The following is a 15,024-nucleotide window of genomic DNA, read 5'->3' on the forward strand; positions in this document are numbered from 1 at the left end:
TGCCTGTTTGCCGTCGCGGCCACAGGTTGAGAGTTTATTGCGTGGAGTCTGCGATGGGGCGACGGATCGTGCTTGCGGTATTGGGTCTCGCCGTCATTCTTGTCCTGGCCTTCGTGCTTGGCCCGCGCATCCAAGCCGACACCACGATCCGCTTCGATCCTTCCGTGATCGGCGATGATCCGCAAGCCTATCTGGCACGCAAGGAGGCGGCCGTACCTGATATCCACGACGGGCTGGAAAAGGAAATCATCTGGGCCAATCCGATGGTTCGTACCAGGACGCCGCTGTCGATCGTCTATATCCACGGCTTTTCGGCGTCGAAGGGCGAGGTTCGCCCGCTTCCCGACGAGGTGGCCGACCAGCTCGACGCCAATCTTTACTACACCCGTCTCACCGGCCACGGACAGGGCGGTGCCGCAATGGCGGATGGCAGCGTCAACGCCTGGATCAACGACTATGAGGAAGCGCTCGCCATTGGCCGAGCGATCGGCGACAAGGTGATCGTCATCGCCACCTCGACCGGCGGCTCGCTGGCAGCCTGGGCTGCGACGCAGCCGGGCGCATCGGACGGGGTGGCGGCAATAGCGTTCATCTCGCCGAATTTCGGCGTCAAGGCTTCCGGCGCCGAACTTCTGACCATGCCGTGGGGCCGAGAGATCGCCGAGCTGGTCGCCGGCAAGCAGCGCAGCTTCGTGCCACGCAATGCGCTGCACGAGAAATTCTGGACCTACCGCTATCCGATCGCGGCGACCCTGCCAATGGTGGCGCTGACCGAGCTAGCCTATGGCGCGCCGGTGGAGAAGGCGACCATCCCTGCCCTCTTTATCTTTTCCGATTCGGACAAGATCGTGCGGCCGGACCGCACGCGCGAAATCGCCGGGCGCTGGGGCGCGGCGCACGAACTGGTGCCGGTCGACGATACCGGCGATCGAGACAATCATGTCATTGCCGGAGACGCGCTGTCGCCAGCAACCACAGCTTTCCTCGCGCAGCGCATTGTCGTGTGGGTACAGGCGATGGTGAAGTAGGTCTCAGGCGAAAAAGGCGACCGAAGCATCGCTCCGATCGCCTTTTTCAATTGTGAGCAGCCGACCGAGCCCGACAGGCGCGGGCTGGATGCACTATCTGATTACGCAGCCCGTGCCGCCGGCCGCTTGCCGCCGAAACGACGCTTGTTGTTGCCCTTGAACGCCTTGGTGCCTTCCGGCTTGCGCTCGCCGGCGAAGGCCGGCTTGTCGCCGAAGCGCTTGTTGCCGTTGTTCTGGCCGCCCGGCCGCCTGCCGTCGCGACGACCATTGCGATCGTTGGCCGGCTCGAAGCTGCGCTCGTTCTTTTCGGCGGGATTGCGCTGCGGATCGGGACTGCCGAGGTGGTCGGCAACGATCGGCAGCTTGGTGCGGATGATGCGCTCGACCTGGCGCAGCTTGCTGTTCTCGGACGGGTCGCAAAGCGTGATGGCGATGCCGTCCATGCCGTTACGGCCGGTGCGGCCGATGCGGTGGACATAGCTCTCCGCCTCGTCCGGCAGGTCGAAATTCACCACGTGGCTGATGCCGGGCACGTCGATGCCGCGCGCCGCGATATCGGTCGCCACAAGAATGCGCACCGAACCCTCGCGGAAATCGTTCAGCGCCTTCTGGCGGGCGTTCTGCGACTTGTTGCCGTGGATCACGGCGGCCTTGAAGCCATCGCGCTCGAGGTCCTTGGTCACCCTGTCGGCGCCATGCTTGGTACGCGAAAAGATGATGACGGACTTCATCGCCTCGTCGGCGAGCATTGTCGACAGCACCTGGCGCTTTTGCTTGGTGCGGGCAAAGACGACGCCCTGCACGATCTCGGCCGCCGCAGTGCTGTGAGGCGCCACTTCGACGCGGATCGGGTTCTTCAGCAGACCCTTGGCCAGTTCGGCGATTTCGGCCGGCATGGTCGCCGAGAACAGCACCGTCTGACGGTCCGGCGCGGTCGCCCTGGCGATGCGCTTGACGTCGTTGATGAAGCCCATGTCGAGCATGCGGTCGCCCTCGTCGAGCACCAGCCACTTGGTGTCGGCTAGCATGAGGTCGCCCTCACGCACCAGATCGGTCAGCCGGCCAGGCGTGGCAATCAAAATGTCGACGCCGGGAGCAATCTTCTTTACCTGGCTGAAGCGCGAGACGCCGCCAAGCACGAGTGCTGTCGAGACATGCGCGCCCTTGGCGAGCAGCTTGATCATCTCTTCGATCTGCACGGCGAGTTCGCGCGTCGGCGCCAGGATCAGTGCACGAGCGGTCTTCGGCCGGCGCTTGGTGCCGAGCGCGATGATCTTCGACAGAATCGGCAGCGCGAACGCCGCGGTCTTGCCCGAACCGGTCTGGGCGATGCCGAAAATGTCACGGCCTTCCAGCTGCGGCGGAATCGCCTGGGCCTGGATCGGCTTCGGATCGGTGAAGCCTGCGGCATGGGTAGCCTTGAGCAGCGCGCCCGTAATTCCAAGTGCCGCGAAACCCGAAAGTTCCCCAGTGTTCTTGCCGGTCAAAGTGTTGTCCTTACCGGTCAAAGTGTTTTCGTTGATCAAAATATTCTTCTTTCACGCGGCTCCTGGCCGCAAACATCAATGGCGGCAGGGCGCAACCTGCCGCCGAAAAACTGTCATGAAACGACAAGGCGGCGGAAATTGTCGTCCGCACGGCTGCGCTGTCGTGCCCGCAGGCATCATGCCACGGGGCTTTTTCGCCGCCTTGCCGATATGTCGGGAAGAGGGAAAACAGACGCAACCAGTCTCATTTGTCGAGAAGGCCGGATAGTCCCGGCCCAAGCGCCTATGCCGCCGCATATGGCCCAGTTCGTTGCGAAATGCAAGGGGCGTCATGTTGCAGCGCAGCGAAAGCCTTGGCGAAGCGGCGCTTGCGCTCACTTGCCGCCATGACTACCACAGATCAGCTTCTTTTTGGGGGACCGACCGATGAAGGACGTGCTGAAGGAACTCGAGCGCCGCCGCGCCATGGCGCGCATGGGCGGCGGCAAGGCCCGTACCGACGCTCAGCACAAGAAGGGCAAACTCACCGCGCGCGAACGCATCGACGTCTTTCTCGATGAAGGCTCGTTCGAGGAGTTCGACATGTATGTCGAGCATCGCTCGACCGATTTCGGCATGGAGAAGACCAAGATCGCCGGCGACGGTGTCGTCACCGGCTGGGGCACCGTCAACGGCCGACCGGTCTACGTCTTCGCCAAGGACTTTACCGTGTTCGGCGGCTCGCTATCAGAGGCCCACGCCGAAAAGGTGGTCAAGGTGCAGGAGATGGCGCTGCGCAACCGCGCGCCGATCATCGGCCTCTACGACGCCGGCGGCGCCCGCATCCAGGAAGGCGTGGCAGCACTCGGTGGCTATGCCGAGATATTCCAGCGCAATGTGCTCGCCTCCGGCGTCATCCCGCAGATTTCAGTGATTATGGGCCCTTGCGCCGGCGGCGACGTCTATTCGCCGGCAATGACCGACTTCATCTTCATGGTGCGCAGCACCTCTTACATGTTCGTCACCGGCCCGGACGTGGTGAAGACCGTCACCAACGAGACGGTAACCGCCGAGAGCCTCGGCGGCGCCTTCGTCCACACGACGAAGTCGTCGATCGCCGATGGCGCTTACGACAATGACGTCGAGGCGTTGCTGCAGATGCGCCGGCTGGTCGATCTGCTGCCTGCCTCCAACACGGCTGATATCCCAGAGATCGAATGCTACCAGTCGGTCACCGATCACGATCTGTCGCTCGACCGTCTGATCCCCGAGAATGCCAACAAACCTTACGACATCAAAGAGTTGATCCTTAAAGTTGCCGACGAGGGTGATTTCTTCGAGATCCAGCAGGATTTTGCGAAAAACATCGTTACCGGCTTCGGGCGTGTCGAGGGCCGCACGGTCGGCTTCGTCGCCAACCAGCCGATGGTGCTGGCCGGCGTGCTCGATTCGGACGCAAGCCGCAAGGCGGCGCGGTTCGTGCGCTTCTGTGACTGTTTTTCGATTCCGATCGTCACCTTCGTCGACGTTCCAGGCTTCCTGCCCGGCACCGCGCAGGAATATGGCGGGCTGATCAAGCACGGCGCCAAGCTGTTGTTCGCCTATGCCGAAGCGACCGTCCCGAAGATCACCGTCATCACCCGAAAAGCCTATGGCGGCGCTTATGACGTGATGGCGTCGAAGCATCTGCGCGGCGACATGAACTATGCTTGGCCGACGGCGCAGATCGCAGTGATGGGCGCCAGGGGCGCGGTCGAGATCATCTATCGCAAGGACATCGGCAATGCGGAGAAGATCGCAGCACATACAAAGGCTTACGAGGATCGCTTCCTGTCGCCCTTCGTTGCCGCCGAGCGCGGCTATGTCGACGAGGTAATCATGCCGCATTCGACCCGCCGCCGCATTGCGCGTGCGCTGCGCATGCTGCGCAACAAGGATATGCAGAACCCCTGGAAGAAGCACGACAACATTCCGTTGTGAGGCGCTGATATCGCGAAAGCAGCAAAAGCTCACTCCGCTTCCGCCGCGCCAAACCCCGCGCCCATCGTCGCGCGGACGGCGCCAGACCACGGCGTTGCATGATTGTCGATGCGCATCTGGAAGATAAAATAGGTCGGCGAGCAGAAGCCGACACCTTTCACCTTGCCGATGCCCGGCGTATCGGGCGGCAGCGATTGGCACATATAATCTTCGCGGCAGAAATGATCGGCCGAGCAAGCCGGCCGGTTGCCGCGATTGACGGCGCCGCCCAAGCACTGGTCGAAATTGTTGGTCGCCACGCAAATGTCGAATTTCTTGCCGCCGACCAGCCCGCAGATCTCGTTCGGCATCGGCCTGCCCGGCTTGAAGCCGGCAAAGGCACGGTCCTTGTCATTGCATCCGCGATAGGCGATGCCGGCCGGCACACCGATTTTCGGCGGCCGGCAGGTGTAGGCGGTGCGGGAAATGTCGGTGGCGAAGGCCGCGAACTGGCCTGTAATGCTGTAGCGGTCATTGAAAGGCTGCGTGCTGTTGCTGGCGATCGAGCCGGTCAGGCATGGATGGCCGGAAAACGTCTTTGCGCTATCCTTGGGCAGCAGGCATTGCGCCAGTTTCGTCCGCACCCCCGATGCGGTCGCCAGCGCCGTGCAGACGGTGCCGCCGCCGCATTGCCAGGTCGTGCCGAAGTGGGCCGCATCCTCCGGCATCAAACATGGCATCGCCATCTCGGCTGGTGCGTAAGCGACCTCGCCGGCGTCTTTCCATGCGGCCGGCGGCGCGAAGGACAGCGGGCGGAGGCGGTTCGGTTCCTTGCCGTCGGCGGTCGCACGCAGCCAGGATTCGCGCCGCGGCATCTCGGCATGAAGATGCGGCGAGATGCCAACCTCGATGCGGTTCAGCGGCGATGTCGTCTTGTCGTCGAGGCCGATGAAATGGAAACCGGCGGTCGAACCAGCCTGATGACAACCCTGGCAAGCGCCATTGTCGAGCCGCTCGACCAGCGCCTCCGGCGTGCGCAGCAGCTTCAGCGCGGAATAGTCCAGCCCGGAAAAATCCGCGGGCTGGAACAGCGGCGTGAACGGGTGATTGGCCTGTCTTGCGCTGCCGAAAGTCGACCACGAGACGACTTTCTTCGCCAGGAATTCATCCGGGATTTCGTAGACGCCGAGATCGACCGCCGCGAGATTGGCGCTGATATAGTCAGCAAGTTTTGCTTTCAGAGCGGCGTCTTCCGAGAGCAGCGTCACGTCCGGCGTGTTTTCCAGCGGCTTTTCGCTGACCGTCTCTCCATCGATGCCAAAAATCCGCATGAGGTAGGCAGCCTGCCCGCCGAATTCGGTCTCCTGGCCGGAGGGAAAGCGCACCACCTGGGCGTTGAGCTCGAGCTGCTTGAAGGACAGCCCGGCCTTTTCAAGCGGCCCGCCGACAAGCCAGCCGATGTCGACGGTCTCATCGAGCTGCGGCGTCCAGCGTCCGGCAACGCCGACGCAGCCGCCATCGGCGTCCGGCGCGGCGCTATAGATGGCATTGAAATTGAACGGCAGGCGCGAGGCCAGAACCTTGCCGTTTTTCTTGAAGCTGTAGGCGAGGCGATAGATGAATCGAACCTCGCCGCAGCCCCCGTCGCCTCGTATTTTGGCGAAATCACGCCGATCGAGCCGGTTGACGACACCGACCAGCCGGAAGCGCGCGGCGTCGGTCTTCAGCCAGCGCATGTCGATGATGCGGCCGACATTGCCGTCGGTGACTTCGTAGAGCGACCGCCCGCCCGCCTTCATCTCGGCGCGCAGCGCGGCGACATCGCCGGCAATCGTTTCGACGATCTGATGATAGGCCGGCGCCTTGCCATAGAGCGTCTTCAGGTCGCCCTTGCCGTCGACATCGAAAATGCCGGCGAAATCAAAACCCCTGGCGTCGAGAGCGGCGAGCACGGCTGGATCGTCGACGATCATCACCGGACCTTCGGCGCGCGCCAGGCTGGCTAAGAAAAAATTGGCGAAAATCACAGCGCTCAAGGCGAGCTGACGGTTCATTCAGCGGTCATCCCGTTGCGATTTTCGGCAAGCTCGCGCAGCACCGGAACCAGCGCCAGCGGCAAGTCTTCAGCGATTAGCCCAGGTCCGAAACGGCTGCCGGCCTCAGCATGGATCCAGACCGCCGCGCAGGCGGCTTCGAAAGCCGGCATGCCTTGCGCCAGGAAGCCGGCGATGACCCCCGACAGCACGTCGCCCGAACCGGCGGTGGCCAGCCATGGCGCGCCATTGCCGTTGATCGCCGCCCTGCCATCGGGAGCCGCGATCACCGTGTCCGCGCCCTTGTAGACGACGATGGCGCCGGCGCGCTCGGCGGCAGAGCGCGCCTTGGCCAGCTTGGACAGGTTCTTGTCTCCGGCGATGTCCGGAAACAGCCTGGCGAATTCGCCCTCATGCGGCGTCAGCACCAACGCTGGCGCGTTCAAACGACGGGCGGCTTCGAACAGAACCTTCGGGGTATCACGAAACGAAGTGATGCCATCGGCATCGAGCACCAGCCCGTCGACCCTGCCGCCTTGCCGCTCTCCGTTGGCCAGCACGCCGAAGGCAAAATCGCGTGTTTTTTCACCGACGCCAAATCCGGGTCCGAGCACGAACGCCGACGGCCGACGGCCGTCGATGAATTCCTGCACGTCCGCGATGCTGTCGGCCTTTTGCAGCATGATCGAAGTCAGATGCGCGGCATTCACCTGCACGGCGTTCGCCGGCGACAGCACGGTCACCGCCCCTGCCCCGCTTCTGGCCGCGGCAAGCGCCGATAGCCGTGCGGCACCCGTCGCCGATGGCCCGCCGGAAAAGACGCCGACATGGCCGCGCCTGTATTTATGCGCGTCGACGGCAGGAATCGGGAAACTTTCTAACCAAAGCGGCGGGGTGTTCTCGAAGGTTTGCGGTTCAAGCTGCGCAACCATATCGTCGCTAATGCCGATGTCGGCAAGCACCAGCTCGCCGCACATCCCGCTCCCCGGCAACAGCAGATGGCCGGGCTTTTTTCGCGCAAACGTCACCGTGATTCGGGCGCGGAATGCCTGGCCGAGAACCTGGCCGCTCTCGCCTGACACGCCTGAGGGCAGATCGACCGCAACGACAGGCAGGTTCAGTTCTGTCGCAACCTCGACCGCCCTGACGGCATCGCCGGACAGCGGCTTCGACAGCCCTGCCCCATAAAGCGCATCGACCAGGATCGAGCCTGTCTCGGCAACAAATTCCGACAGCCGCCGGGGCCCGACCGGGCATTCCGACGCGGCGAGCGCCGCGTCGCTGCCGGCTTTGGGCGAGCCGGATGCCCACAGCAAGACGTCGACGGCACTGTCCCGAAGAATGCGGGCGACGACATATCCATCGCCGCCATTGTTGCCGGGCCCGCACAGCACGTGGACGTGTCTGGCAGCCGGAAAATGGGCGAGCACCACAGCAGCGACTGCGGCCCCTGCATTGCGCATCAGGCCAATGCCGTCGAATGGTCCGGCGGAAATCGTCAACCGGTCGGCCTCAGCCATTTCGGCCGGTGACAGAATTTCATTGCTCATGGATGCCGATCCCCATTGGCTCAAGCCGATCCTGTGGTCAAACCCGATCCCTGTGATCAAACTCCCGATTCCTGTGGATCAAACATTGTCCAGTTTTCGGTTCGAAGCAAACGGCGATGAAATGGCACGATCTGTAAGCACATCGTTAGGGACAATGGCGTCGTCAAAGCACAATTGCCCGCGAAATGCTCTATCTGCCCAATTATTGTGCGGACGGTAGCACCGACAATGTGTAGGTTCGCAGTATCCATGACGCATCCAACGTCAGCGAATGACGCGAATTTAGCCCTCAACGCGGCATGGCATCGAAATCGCGTGATACCGCTTCAAGTCCCCTCAGATTGGCACATTTCGTGCTTGAAAGAGGCGCAAGCGGGGCTCACAACCCGTCTTTTTTGGCAGTGGAGGCCACTTTTTACATGAAAAAGATCGAAGCGATCATCAAGCCGTTCAAGCTAGACGAAGTGAAGGAAGCGCTTCAGGAGGCCGGGCTGCAAGGCATCACCGTTACCGAGGCCAAGGGCTTTGGCCGGCAGAAGGGCCATACCGAACTCTATCGCGGCGCCGAATATGTCGTGGATTTTCTGCCCAAGGTGAAAATCGAGGTCGTGCTCGGCGACGACGCGGTTGAAGGCGCGATCGAAGCGATTCGCAAGGCGGCCCAGACCGGCCGCATCGGCGACGGCAAGATCTTCGTCTCCAACATCGAGGAAGTCGTGCGCATCCGCACCGGCGAAACAGGGATGGACGCGGTCTGAGGATTCTGATTTCAGATCATCTCCTCGAAACGTCATCAGACAGGGAAACATGACATGACGACAGCCAAAGACATCATGAAGCAGATCAAGGACAACGACGTGAAATTCGTTGACCTGCGCTTCACAGATCCGAAGGGCAAGCTGCAGCACGTGACGATGGATGTCGTTGAGGTCGAGGAAGACATGTTTGCCGACGGCGTAATGTTCGACGGCTCGTCCATCGCCGGCTGGAAGGCGATCAACGAGTCCGACATGGTGCTGATGCCCGACACCGAGACCGTGCATATGGACCCGTTCTTCGCGCAGTCGACCATGGTCATCCTGTGCGATATCCTCGATCCGATCTCCGGGGAATCCTACAACCGCGACCCGCGCGGCACCGCCAAGAAGGCTGAAGCCTATATGAAGGCGGAAGGCATCGGCGATCAGATCTTCGTCGGCCCGGAGGCCGAGTTCTTCGTGTTCGACGACGTCAAGTACAAGGCCGATCCGTACAACACCGGTTTCAAGCTCGACTCCACCGAATTGCCGTCCAACGACGACACCGACTACGAGACCGGCAATCTCGGCCACCGTCCACGCATCAAGGGCGGCTATTTCCCGGTGCCGCCGATCGACTCGGCGCAAGACATGCGCTCTGAAATGCTGACCGTGCTCGCCGAAATGGGCGTGCGTGTCGAAAAGCATCACCACGAAGTGGCCGCTGCCCAGCACGAGCTCGGCATCAAGTTCGACACGCTGGTCCGCAACGCCGACAAGATGCTGATCTACAAGTATGTCGTGCACCAGGTCGCCAACGCCTACGGCAAGACGGCCACCTTCATGCCGAAGCCGGTCTTCGGCGACAACGGCTCGGGCATGCACGTCCACCAGTCCATCTGGAAGGGCGGCAAGCCGACCTTCGCCGGCAATGAATATGCCGGCCTCTCGGAGAGCTGCCTGTTTTACATCGGCGGCATCATCAAGCACGCCAAGGCGATCAACGCCTTCACCAACCCGCTGACCAATTCCTACAAGCGCCTAGTGCCGGGCTATGAAGCGCCGGTGCTGCTCGCCTATTCGGCGCGCAACCGCTCTGCCTCCTGCCGCATCCCATTCGGCTCGTCGCCGAAGTCCAAGCGCGTCGAGGTCCGCTTCCCCGATCCGGGCGCCAACCCCTACCTCGCCTTTGCCGCCATGCTGATGGCCGGCCTCGACGGCATCAAGAACAAGATCCATCCGGGACAGCCGATGGACAAGGATCTCTACGACCTGCCGCCGAAGGAACTGAAGAAGATCCCGACCGTCTGCGGCTCGCTGCGCGAAGCCTTGCAGAGCCTCGACAAGGACCGCGGCTTCCTGAAGGCCGGCGGCGTCTTCGACGACGACCAGATCGACAGCTACATCGAGCTCAAGATGGCCGAAGTGATGCGCTTCGAAATGACCCCGCATCCGGTCGAGTACGACATGTATTATTCGATCTGAGCGGATCGGCTAAGCGACAAACAAAACCCCGCCCGAGCGATCCGGCGGGGTTTTGCTTTGGGATGGAGAACACTCAATTAGCAGTTGGTGTTGTCGCCTGGCAAAAGGCCGACCCGACGGAGAGCACTCACGGCGCAGAGGGAGGTCTGCGCCGTGAGTGCATGCTCAGGCGGCAGCCGAAACCTCGGCACTGGTCGGGACGGAGGCAATCGTCTTCAGGATCTGGGAAGCGATCTGGTAGGGGTCGCCCTGCGAGTTCGGGCGGCGATCCTCGAGATAGCCCTTGTAGCCGTTGTTGATGAAGGAATGCGGCACGCGGATCGAGGCGCCGCGGTCGGCGATGCCATAGCTGAACCTGTTCCATGGCGCGGTCTCATGCTTGCCGGTCAAACGCTTGTCGTTATCCGGCCCGTAGACGGCGATGTGATCCATCAGATTCTTGTCGAAGGCGGCCATCAGCGCCTCGAAATAGTCCTTGCCGCCGACTTCGCGCATGTAAGCGGTCGAGAAGTTGGCGTGCATGCCGGATCCATTCCAGTCGGTGTCACCGAGCGGCTTGCAGTGGTATTCGATGTCGATGCCGTATTTCTCGGTGAGGCGCTGCATCAGGTAGCGGGCCATCCACATCTGGTCGGCCGCCTTCTTGGAGCCCTTGCCAAAAATCTGGAATTCCCACTGGCCCTTGGCCACCTCGGCGTTGATGCCTTCATGGTTGATACCGGCGGCAAGGCAGAGGTCGAGATGCTCCTCGACGATCTGCCTGGCGACGCTGCCAACATTGCTGTAGCCGACGCCGGTGTAGTACGGGCCTTGCGGCGCAGGGTAGCCGCTCTCGGGGAAGCCGAGCGGGCGGCCGTCCTTGTAGAAGAAATACTCCTGCTCGAAGCCGAACCAGGCGCCCTCGTCGTCGAGGATGGTGGCGCGCTTGTTGGAAACATGCGGCGTCACGCCGTCCGGCATCATGACTTCGCACATGACGAGCACGCCATTGGTGCGCGCGGGATCGGGATAGACGGCGACCGGCTTCAGCACGCAGTCGGACGAGTGGCCTTCGGCCTGCATGGTCGAGGAACCGTCGAAGCCCCACAGCGGAAGCTGGTCGAGCGTCGGGAATTCGGCATAGTCCTTGATCTGCGTCTTTCCACGAAGGTTGGGAACCGGGGTGTATCCATCGAGCCAAATGTACTCGAGCTTGTATTTCGTCATTCTAGCCTCTCGTTGCTTTGATCACCGAACCTGGACGGCGCGGGCGTGCCAGCCACCCTGCAGCCGACCTGCCGGGTTATTAAAAGCAATTCGTGTGCCATTCTCGCCGGCAAAGGATGCGGCAGAAGTGACGGCGCGTCCCGAGAATTCGTGGTGCCGTCGCCGCAATGCGTCCGGATCAATCACAAGCACATTTCGCACAAATAATAGGCAATTACTGATCTTTTCGTAATCATGTTGCCTAACTGGATTGCAGAACCTATCTTCGGGAAAGATTGAACCGGCAAGGCTCTGCAGAAGAAGGGAGACCGACAATGGAAATCACTCCTACCCGTCAGTCGGCCAAAATCCTGATGTTCCCGGTGGCAGCGCGCGTTTCTGCCTCAAATTTAAGCGGAAAGGCTAAGTTCGCGGCAGAACTTGCTTCATTGCGCAACCGTACGGATTTCGGTAGCGGCTGGTATCACGAAGCGGCCATCGAGAAAGAAAAACAGGACCGGAAGAGCTAAACCTTTCCTCCGCATCGCTTTTGACGAATTGCAAAGCCCGGCGCGATCACTCACGCCGGGCTTTTCCTTTTTGCTGTCAGGCGAGGATCAGGTCTTGGCGTGCAAGTCCGTTCCCAGCGTATCCCTGACAAAGATGGTTCCGATGACCAGCGACATCGCCGCGATCACCACCGGATACCATAGGCCGTAATAGATATCGCCGCTGTAGGCGCTGAGCGCGAACACCGTTGCCGGCAGCAGGCCGCCGAACCAGCCATTGCCGATGTGATAGGGCAACGACATGCCGGTATAGCGGATGCGGGTCGGGAACATTTCTACCAGGATCGCGGCGATCGGTCCGTAGACCATGGTCACGTAAAGGACGAGGATGAACAGGATGCCGATGACTTTTGCCCAGCTGACCTGTTCAGGGTCGGCAAACATCGCAAAGGCGCCTGCCCCCGGCACGTTGTAGACGGTGATCTCGGGCGCTCCCGCCGCGGCCTCATCGGCCGTCAGCAGTTTGTCCTTGATCGCCCGGTCGGCCGCAAGCGTCGTCTTGTCGCCGGCGCGGATTGCGGCGGCGTCGAGCTTCAGTTCCGGATTGGCCGCGACGAAGGCGTCAAGCTTCTGGTCGGCCACCTTGGCCGCAGCACGCTTGAGCGGATAGCCGCCGTCCCGCAATGCAATGTTGATTGCCTTCTTGAACGCGGCGTCGCTTGAAGTTGCCTTGTCTGCGGCTGCCACGGCGTCATAGGACGCCACCGTTGCGGTGCCGATCTTGACGCTGGCCGCAGTCCCCGGTGCCGCTGTCGTGACGATGTCATAGGGCACCGAGCTCTTGGCAAGAAAGTCCGTCGCAATATCGCACGACGTCAGAGGCTTGCGCGTTCCGGTCGGATTGAACTGGAACTTGCAGTCGCCAGGCGCAGCGGTAATCGTGGCACGGGTGTTTTGCTGCGCGGTGGCGAGCGCCGGGTTGGCTGCCCAGGTCAGCGCCTTGAACAGCGGGAAGGTGGTGACGATCGCCAGCGCCAGGCCCGCCATGATGATCGGCTTGCGGCCGATCTTGTCGGAGAGCCAGCCGAACACGACGAAGAAGATCGTGCCGAGTGCCAGCGCGATGGCGATCATGATGTTGACCGACTGGCCGTCGACCTTGAGCACGTTCTGCAGGAAGAACAGCGCGTAGAATTGGCCGTTATACCAAACCACGGCCTGGCCGGCGGTAAGGCCGAAAAGCGCCAGAATGGCGATCTTGGCATTCTTCCACTGTCCGAAGGCCTCCGTCAGCGGCGCCTTGGAGCCCTTGCCCTCGTCCTTCATGCGCTGGAAGGTCGGCGATTCGGCAAGCGACAGGCGAATCCAGACCGATATGCCGAGCAGAATGGCTGAGAGCAGAAATGGAACACGCCAGCCCCAGGCGTCGAAATCCTCCTTGCTCAGCGAATTTTGCACGATAAGGATGACGACCAGCGACAGGAACAGGCCGAGCGTCGCCGTCGTCTGGATCCACGACGTATAGAAGCCGCGACGGTCGTCGGGCGCATGCTCGGCCACATAGGTCGCCGCACCGCCATACTCACCGCCGAGCGCCAGGCCCTGTAGCATACGCAGCGCAATCAGGATAATGGGCGCTGCAATGCCCCAGCTTGCCGAACCAGGCAGCAGGCCGACCAGGAAGGTCGACAGGCCCATGATCATGATGGTGACGAGAAAAGTGTATTTGCGACCTACGAGATCGCCGATGCGGCCAAACACCAGCGCGCCGAACGGGCGCACGAGGAAGCCAGCAGCGAAAACCAGCAGCGTGAAGATGTTGCGCGTCGCTTCCGGATACGAGTTGAAGAATGTCATGCCGATCGAGGCCGCCAACGCGCCGTAGAGATAGAAATCGTACCATTCGAAAACCGTGCCGAGCGAGGAAGCGAAGATGACTTTCTTCTCTTCCCGCGTCATGCCGCGGCTTGCTCTGCCGGCGGTCGCTGCCATTGCCATGAATTCGTCCTCCCGTGATATCTCGCTGTGCTTGATGCTGCGCGGTGTCGTGCCTCTGGACACGAACTCGAGCAGCAATCGCCGTGAGAAATGACAGAAAGCGCCACCCAGAGGCAGCCCGCCTTTGGGATTATGACTTTGGTCCAATGCATCGGCCCGAAGATCGAAATCGATCTTCCGAAAGCACGATGCATAGTTTCAAGGTCTTAGAGCGTACTTCGCACGTCCAACTTGAACGCACGTCGCTCTAATGTGCAACGCGGCGATTGCGGTCAGCCCTTGAGCGCCTCGAGGAGACCGGCGGCGGCCATCATGTCGCGCTTGCGGTGGGCACGGCGGGCGACAGCTTCCGCGTCATGGCCCCAGTGCTCGGCCTGCCAGTCCTCGTCGACATGACCGGCGGCCCAGGCTGCCTCGCCGTCGATCTCGCCGAAATCGACGGCCAGCGCCAGCAGCGCCGATCCGGTCAGCGAGGTCATGACGTGGATGGCGGCAAGCCGGTGCGGGTCGGCACGTTGGGCAAGATGAACGCCGAGCACCGCAATGCTCTCGCGCGGCTGCTCGACATGGATCACCCCTTCGGCGAGGTGAAACCGGGCGCCGAGCGCGCTCCGCGCCCAATCGATGACGGGATCCCAATATTCGTTCTGCCGATCGACCAGCCCTTGGGGTGCGTCGGCGCGATAGCAGAGCAGGTCGGACGAGGCAAAGCGCAGGATGTCTTCCAAAACCGCCTGCGGATCGCTGGTGACGCCGTCGATGGCCGTGTTGACCAGACGCATGACCGGCATCGTCACCGGGTCGATCGTCTCGCCTTGCGCAGCGAACTCGTCGGCGACCAGAGTGGCGGCTTTTTCGGTCGGCAGGATCAGAAGCGCCTTGCCCGGCGTGCGGACCGGCTTGCCATCGAGATGAACGGCAAAACCAGCCTCGGCCGGTGCGACCGCGACGGCTTTGTAGAAGCGTTTCGGCAGGGGTGTCTTCATCTGGATCTGGGCACGGCGTACCGGATCCGGATCGGAAAGCTGCTTTCCCGCTTCGAGGTCGTTGAGAATATCGCGCATGCCGGAGCCT

Annotated in this window: 13 protein-coding genes; 5 read left to right on the plus strand and 8 right to left on the minus strand. The window is 61.9% G+C overall.

Annotation, left to right across the window (positions count from 1 at the left end; genetic code table 11):
* Positions 1 to 53 precede the first annotated feature (53 nt).
* Entirely contained in the window at positions 54 to 1,028 is a 975-nt protein-coding gene (locus NMG70_RS20470) for an alpha/beta hydrolase (protein ID WP_254026204.1), read from the plus strand.
* A 101-nt stretch (positions 1,029 to 1,129) separates the two neighbouring features.
* Here the strand turns inward: NMG70_RS20470 and NMG70_RS20475 are convergent, their stop codons facing one another.
* Positions 1,130 to 2,554: a DEAD/DEAH box helicase gene (locus NMG70_RS20475; RefSeq protein ID WP_254026205.1), complete on the minus strand. Its 1,425-nt coding sequence runs from the start codon at positions 2,552 to 2,554 to the stop codon at positions 1,130 to 1,132.
* Complete coding sequence (locus NMG70_RS20480; RefSeq protein WP_254026206.1) at positions 2,526 to 2,753, minus strand: hypothetical protein; 228 nt, start codon at positions 2,751 to 2,753, stop codon at positions 2,526 to 2,528. Before NMG70_RS20480 ends, NMG70_RS20475 begins: the two co-directional genes overlap by 29 nt.
* 188 nt (positions 2,754 to 2,941) lie before the next feature.
* Here NMG70_RS20480 and NMG70_RS20485 point away from each other — a divergent pair, with 188 nt between their 5' ends.
* Positions 2,942 to 4,474 carry an acyl-CoA carboxylase subunit beta gene (locus tag NMG70_RS20485; protein ID WP_254026207.1) on the plus strand — a complete coding sequence of 511 codons (1,533 nt, stop codon included), beginning with the start codon at positions 2,942 to 2,944 and terminating at the stop codon, positions 4,472 to 4,474.
* Positions 4,475 to 4,503: 29 nt separating this feature from the next.
* Here the strand turns inward: NMG70_RS20485 and NMG70_RS20490 are convergent, their stop codons facing one another.
* Positions 4,504 to 6,507, minus strand: a complete 2,004-nt coding sequence (locus tag NMG70_RS20490) for a hypothetical protein (RefSeq protein ID WP_254026208.1) — start codon at positions 6,505 to 6,507, stop codon at positions 4,504 to 4,506.
* Positions 6,504 to 8,036, minus strand: coding sequence for an NAD(P)H-hydrate dehydratase (locus NMG70_RS20495; protein ID WP_254026209.1), 1,533 nt, complete (start codon positions 8,034 to 8,036; stop codon positions 6,504 to 6,506). Before NMG70_RS20495 ends, NMG70_RS20490 begins: the two co-directional genes overlap by 4 nt.
* Positions 8,037 to 8,455: 419 nt before the next feature.
* Between NMG70_RS20495 and NMG70_RS20500 the strand changes: the two genes are divergently transcribed.
* On the plus strand, positions 8,456 to 8,794 hold the full coding sequence (locus NMG70_RS20500) for a P-II family nitrogen regulator (RefSeq protein WP_006205430.1): 339 nt from the start codon (positions 8,456 to 8,458) through the stop codon (positions 8,792 to 8,794).
* 54 nt (positions 8,795 to 8,848) lie between these two features.
* Positions 8,849 to 10,258, plus strand: coding sequence for a type I glutamate--ammonia ligase (gene glnA, locus NMG70_RS20505; RefSeq protein ID WP_254020995.1), 1,410 nt, complete (start codon positions 8,849 to 8,851; stop codon positions 10,256 to 10,258).
* 165 nt (positions 10,259 to 10,423) lie between these two features.
* Here glnA and NMG70_RS20510 read toward each other — a convergent pair whose 3' ends face one another.
* Both NMG70_RS20510 and NMG70_RS20515 read right to left on the minus strand, forming a co-directional pair.
* Entirely contained in the window at positions 10,424 to 11,464 is a 1,041-nt protein-coding gene (locus tag NMG70_RS20510) for a glutamine synthetase beta-grasp domain-containing protein (RefSeq protein WP_254026210.1), read from the minus strand.
* A 21-nt stretch (positions 11,465 to 11,485) separates the two neighbouring features.
* On the minus strand, positions 11,486 to 11,779 hold the full coding sequence (locus NMG70_RS20515; RefSeq protein WP_254026211.1) for a hypothetical protein: 294 nt from the start codon (positions 11,777 to 11,779) through the stop codon (positions 11,486 to 11,488).
* Here NMG70_RS20515 and NMG70_RS20520 point away from each other — a divergent pair.
* Positions 11,779 to 11,973, plus strand: a complete 195-nt coding sequence (locus NMG70_RS20520; protein WP_254026212.1) for a DUF2735 domain-containing protein — start codon at positions 11,779 to 11,781, stop codon at positions 11,971 to 11,973. The genes NMG70_RS20515 and NMG70_RS20520 overlap by 1 nt on opposite strands.
* 87 nt (positions 11,974 to 12,060) lie before the next feature.
* Here NMG70_RS20520 and NMG70_RS20525 read toward each other — a convergent pair whose 3' ends face one another.
* Positions 12,061 to 13,950 carry an MFS transporter gene (locus NMG70_RS20525; RefSeq protein ID WP_254026213.1) on the minus strand — a complete coding sequence of 630 codons (1,890 nt, stop codon included), beginning with the start codon at positions 13,948 to 13,950 and terminating at the stop codon, positions 12,061 to 12,063.
* Positions 13,951 to 14,222: 272 nt separating this feature from the next.
* Positions 14,223 to 15,014, minus strand: a complete 792-nt coding sequence (locus NMG70_RS20530; RefSeq protein WP_254026253.1) for an ATP12 family chaperone protein — start codon at positions 15,012 to 15,014, stop codon at positions 14,223 to 14,225.
* Positions 15,015 to 15,024: the final 10 nt, after the last annotated feature.

Origin of the sequence: Mesorhizobium ventifaucium (genome assembly GCF_935822925.1) — a bacterium.
Taxonomy (GTDB): domain Bacteria; phylum Pseudomonadota; class Alphaproteobacteria; order Rhizobiales; family Rhizobiaceae; genus Mesorhizobium; species Mesorhizobium ventifaucium.

Coding starts and splice junctions, on each gene's coding strand:
- NMG70_RS20470 (WP_254026204.1), top strand. CDS start 54: ATGGGGCGACGGATCGTGCTTGCGGTATTGGGTCTCGCCGTCATTCTT.
- NMG70_RS20485 (WP_254026207.1), top strand. CDS start 2,942: ATGAAGGACGTGCTGAAGGAACTCGAGCGCCGCCGCGCCATGGCGCGC.
- NMG70_RS20490 (WP_254026208.1), bottom strand. CDS start 6,507: ATGAACCGTCAGCTCGCCTTGAGCGCTGTGATTTTCGCCAATTTTTTC.
- NMG70_RS20495 (WP_254026209.1), bottom strand. CDS start 8,036: ATGAGCAATGAAATTCTGTCACCGGCCGAAATGGCTGAGGCCGACCGG.
- NMG70_RS20500 (WP_006205430.1), top strand. CDS start 8,456: ATGAAAAAGATCGAAGCGATCATCAAGCCGTTCAAGCTAGACGAAGTG.
- glnA (WP_254020995.1), top strand. CDS start 8,849: ATGACGACAGCCAAAGACATCATGAAGCAGATCAAGGACAACGACGTG.
- NMG70_RS20510 (WP_254026210.1), bottom strand. CDS start 11,464: ATGACGAAATACAAGCTCGAGTACATTTGGCTCGATGGATACACCCCG.
- NMG70_RS20520 (WP_254026212.1), top strand. CDS start 11,779: ATGGAAATCACTCCTACCCGTCAGTCGGCCAAAATCCTGATGTTCCCG.
- NMG70_RS20525 (WP_254026213.1), bottom strand. CDS start 13,950: ATGGCAATGGCAGCGACCGCCGGCAGAGCAAGCCGCGGCATGACGCGG.
- NMG70_RS20530 (WP_254026253.1), bottom strand. CDS start 15,014: ATGCGCGATATTCTCAACGACCTCGAAGCGGGAAAGCAGCTTTCCGAT.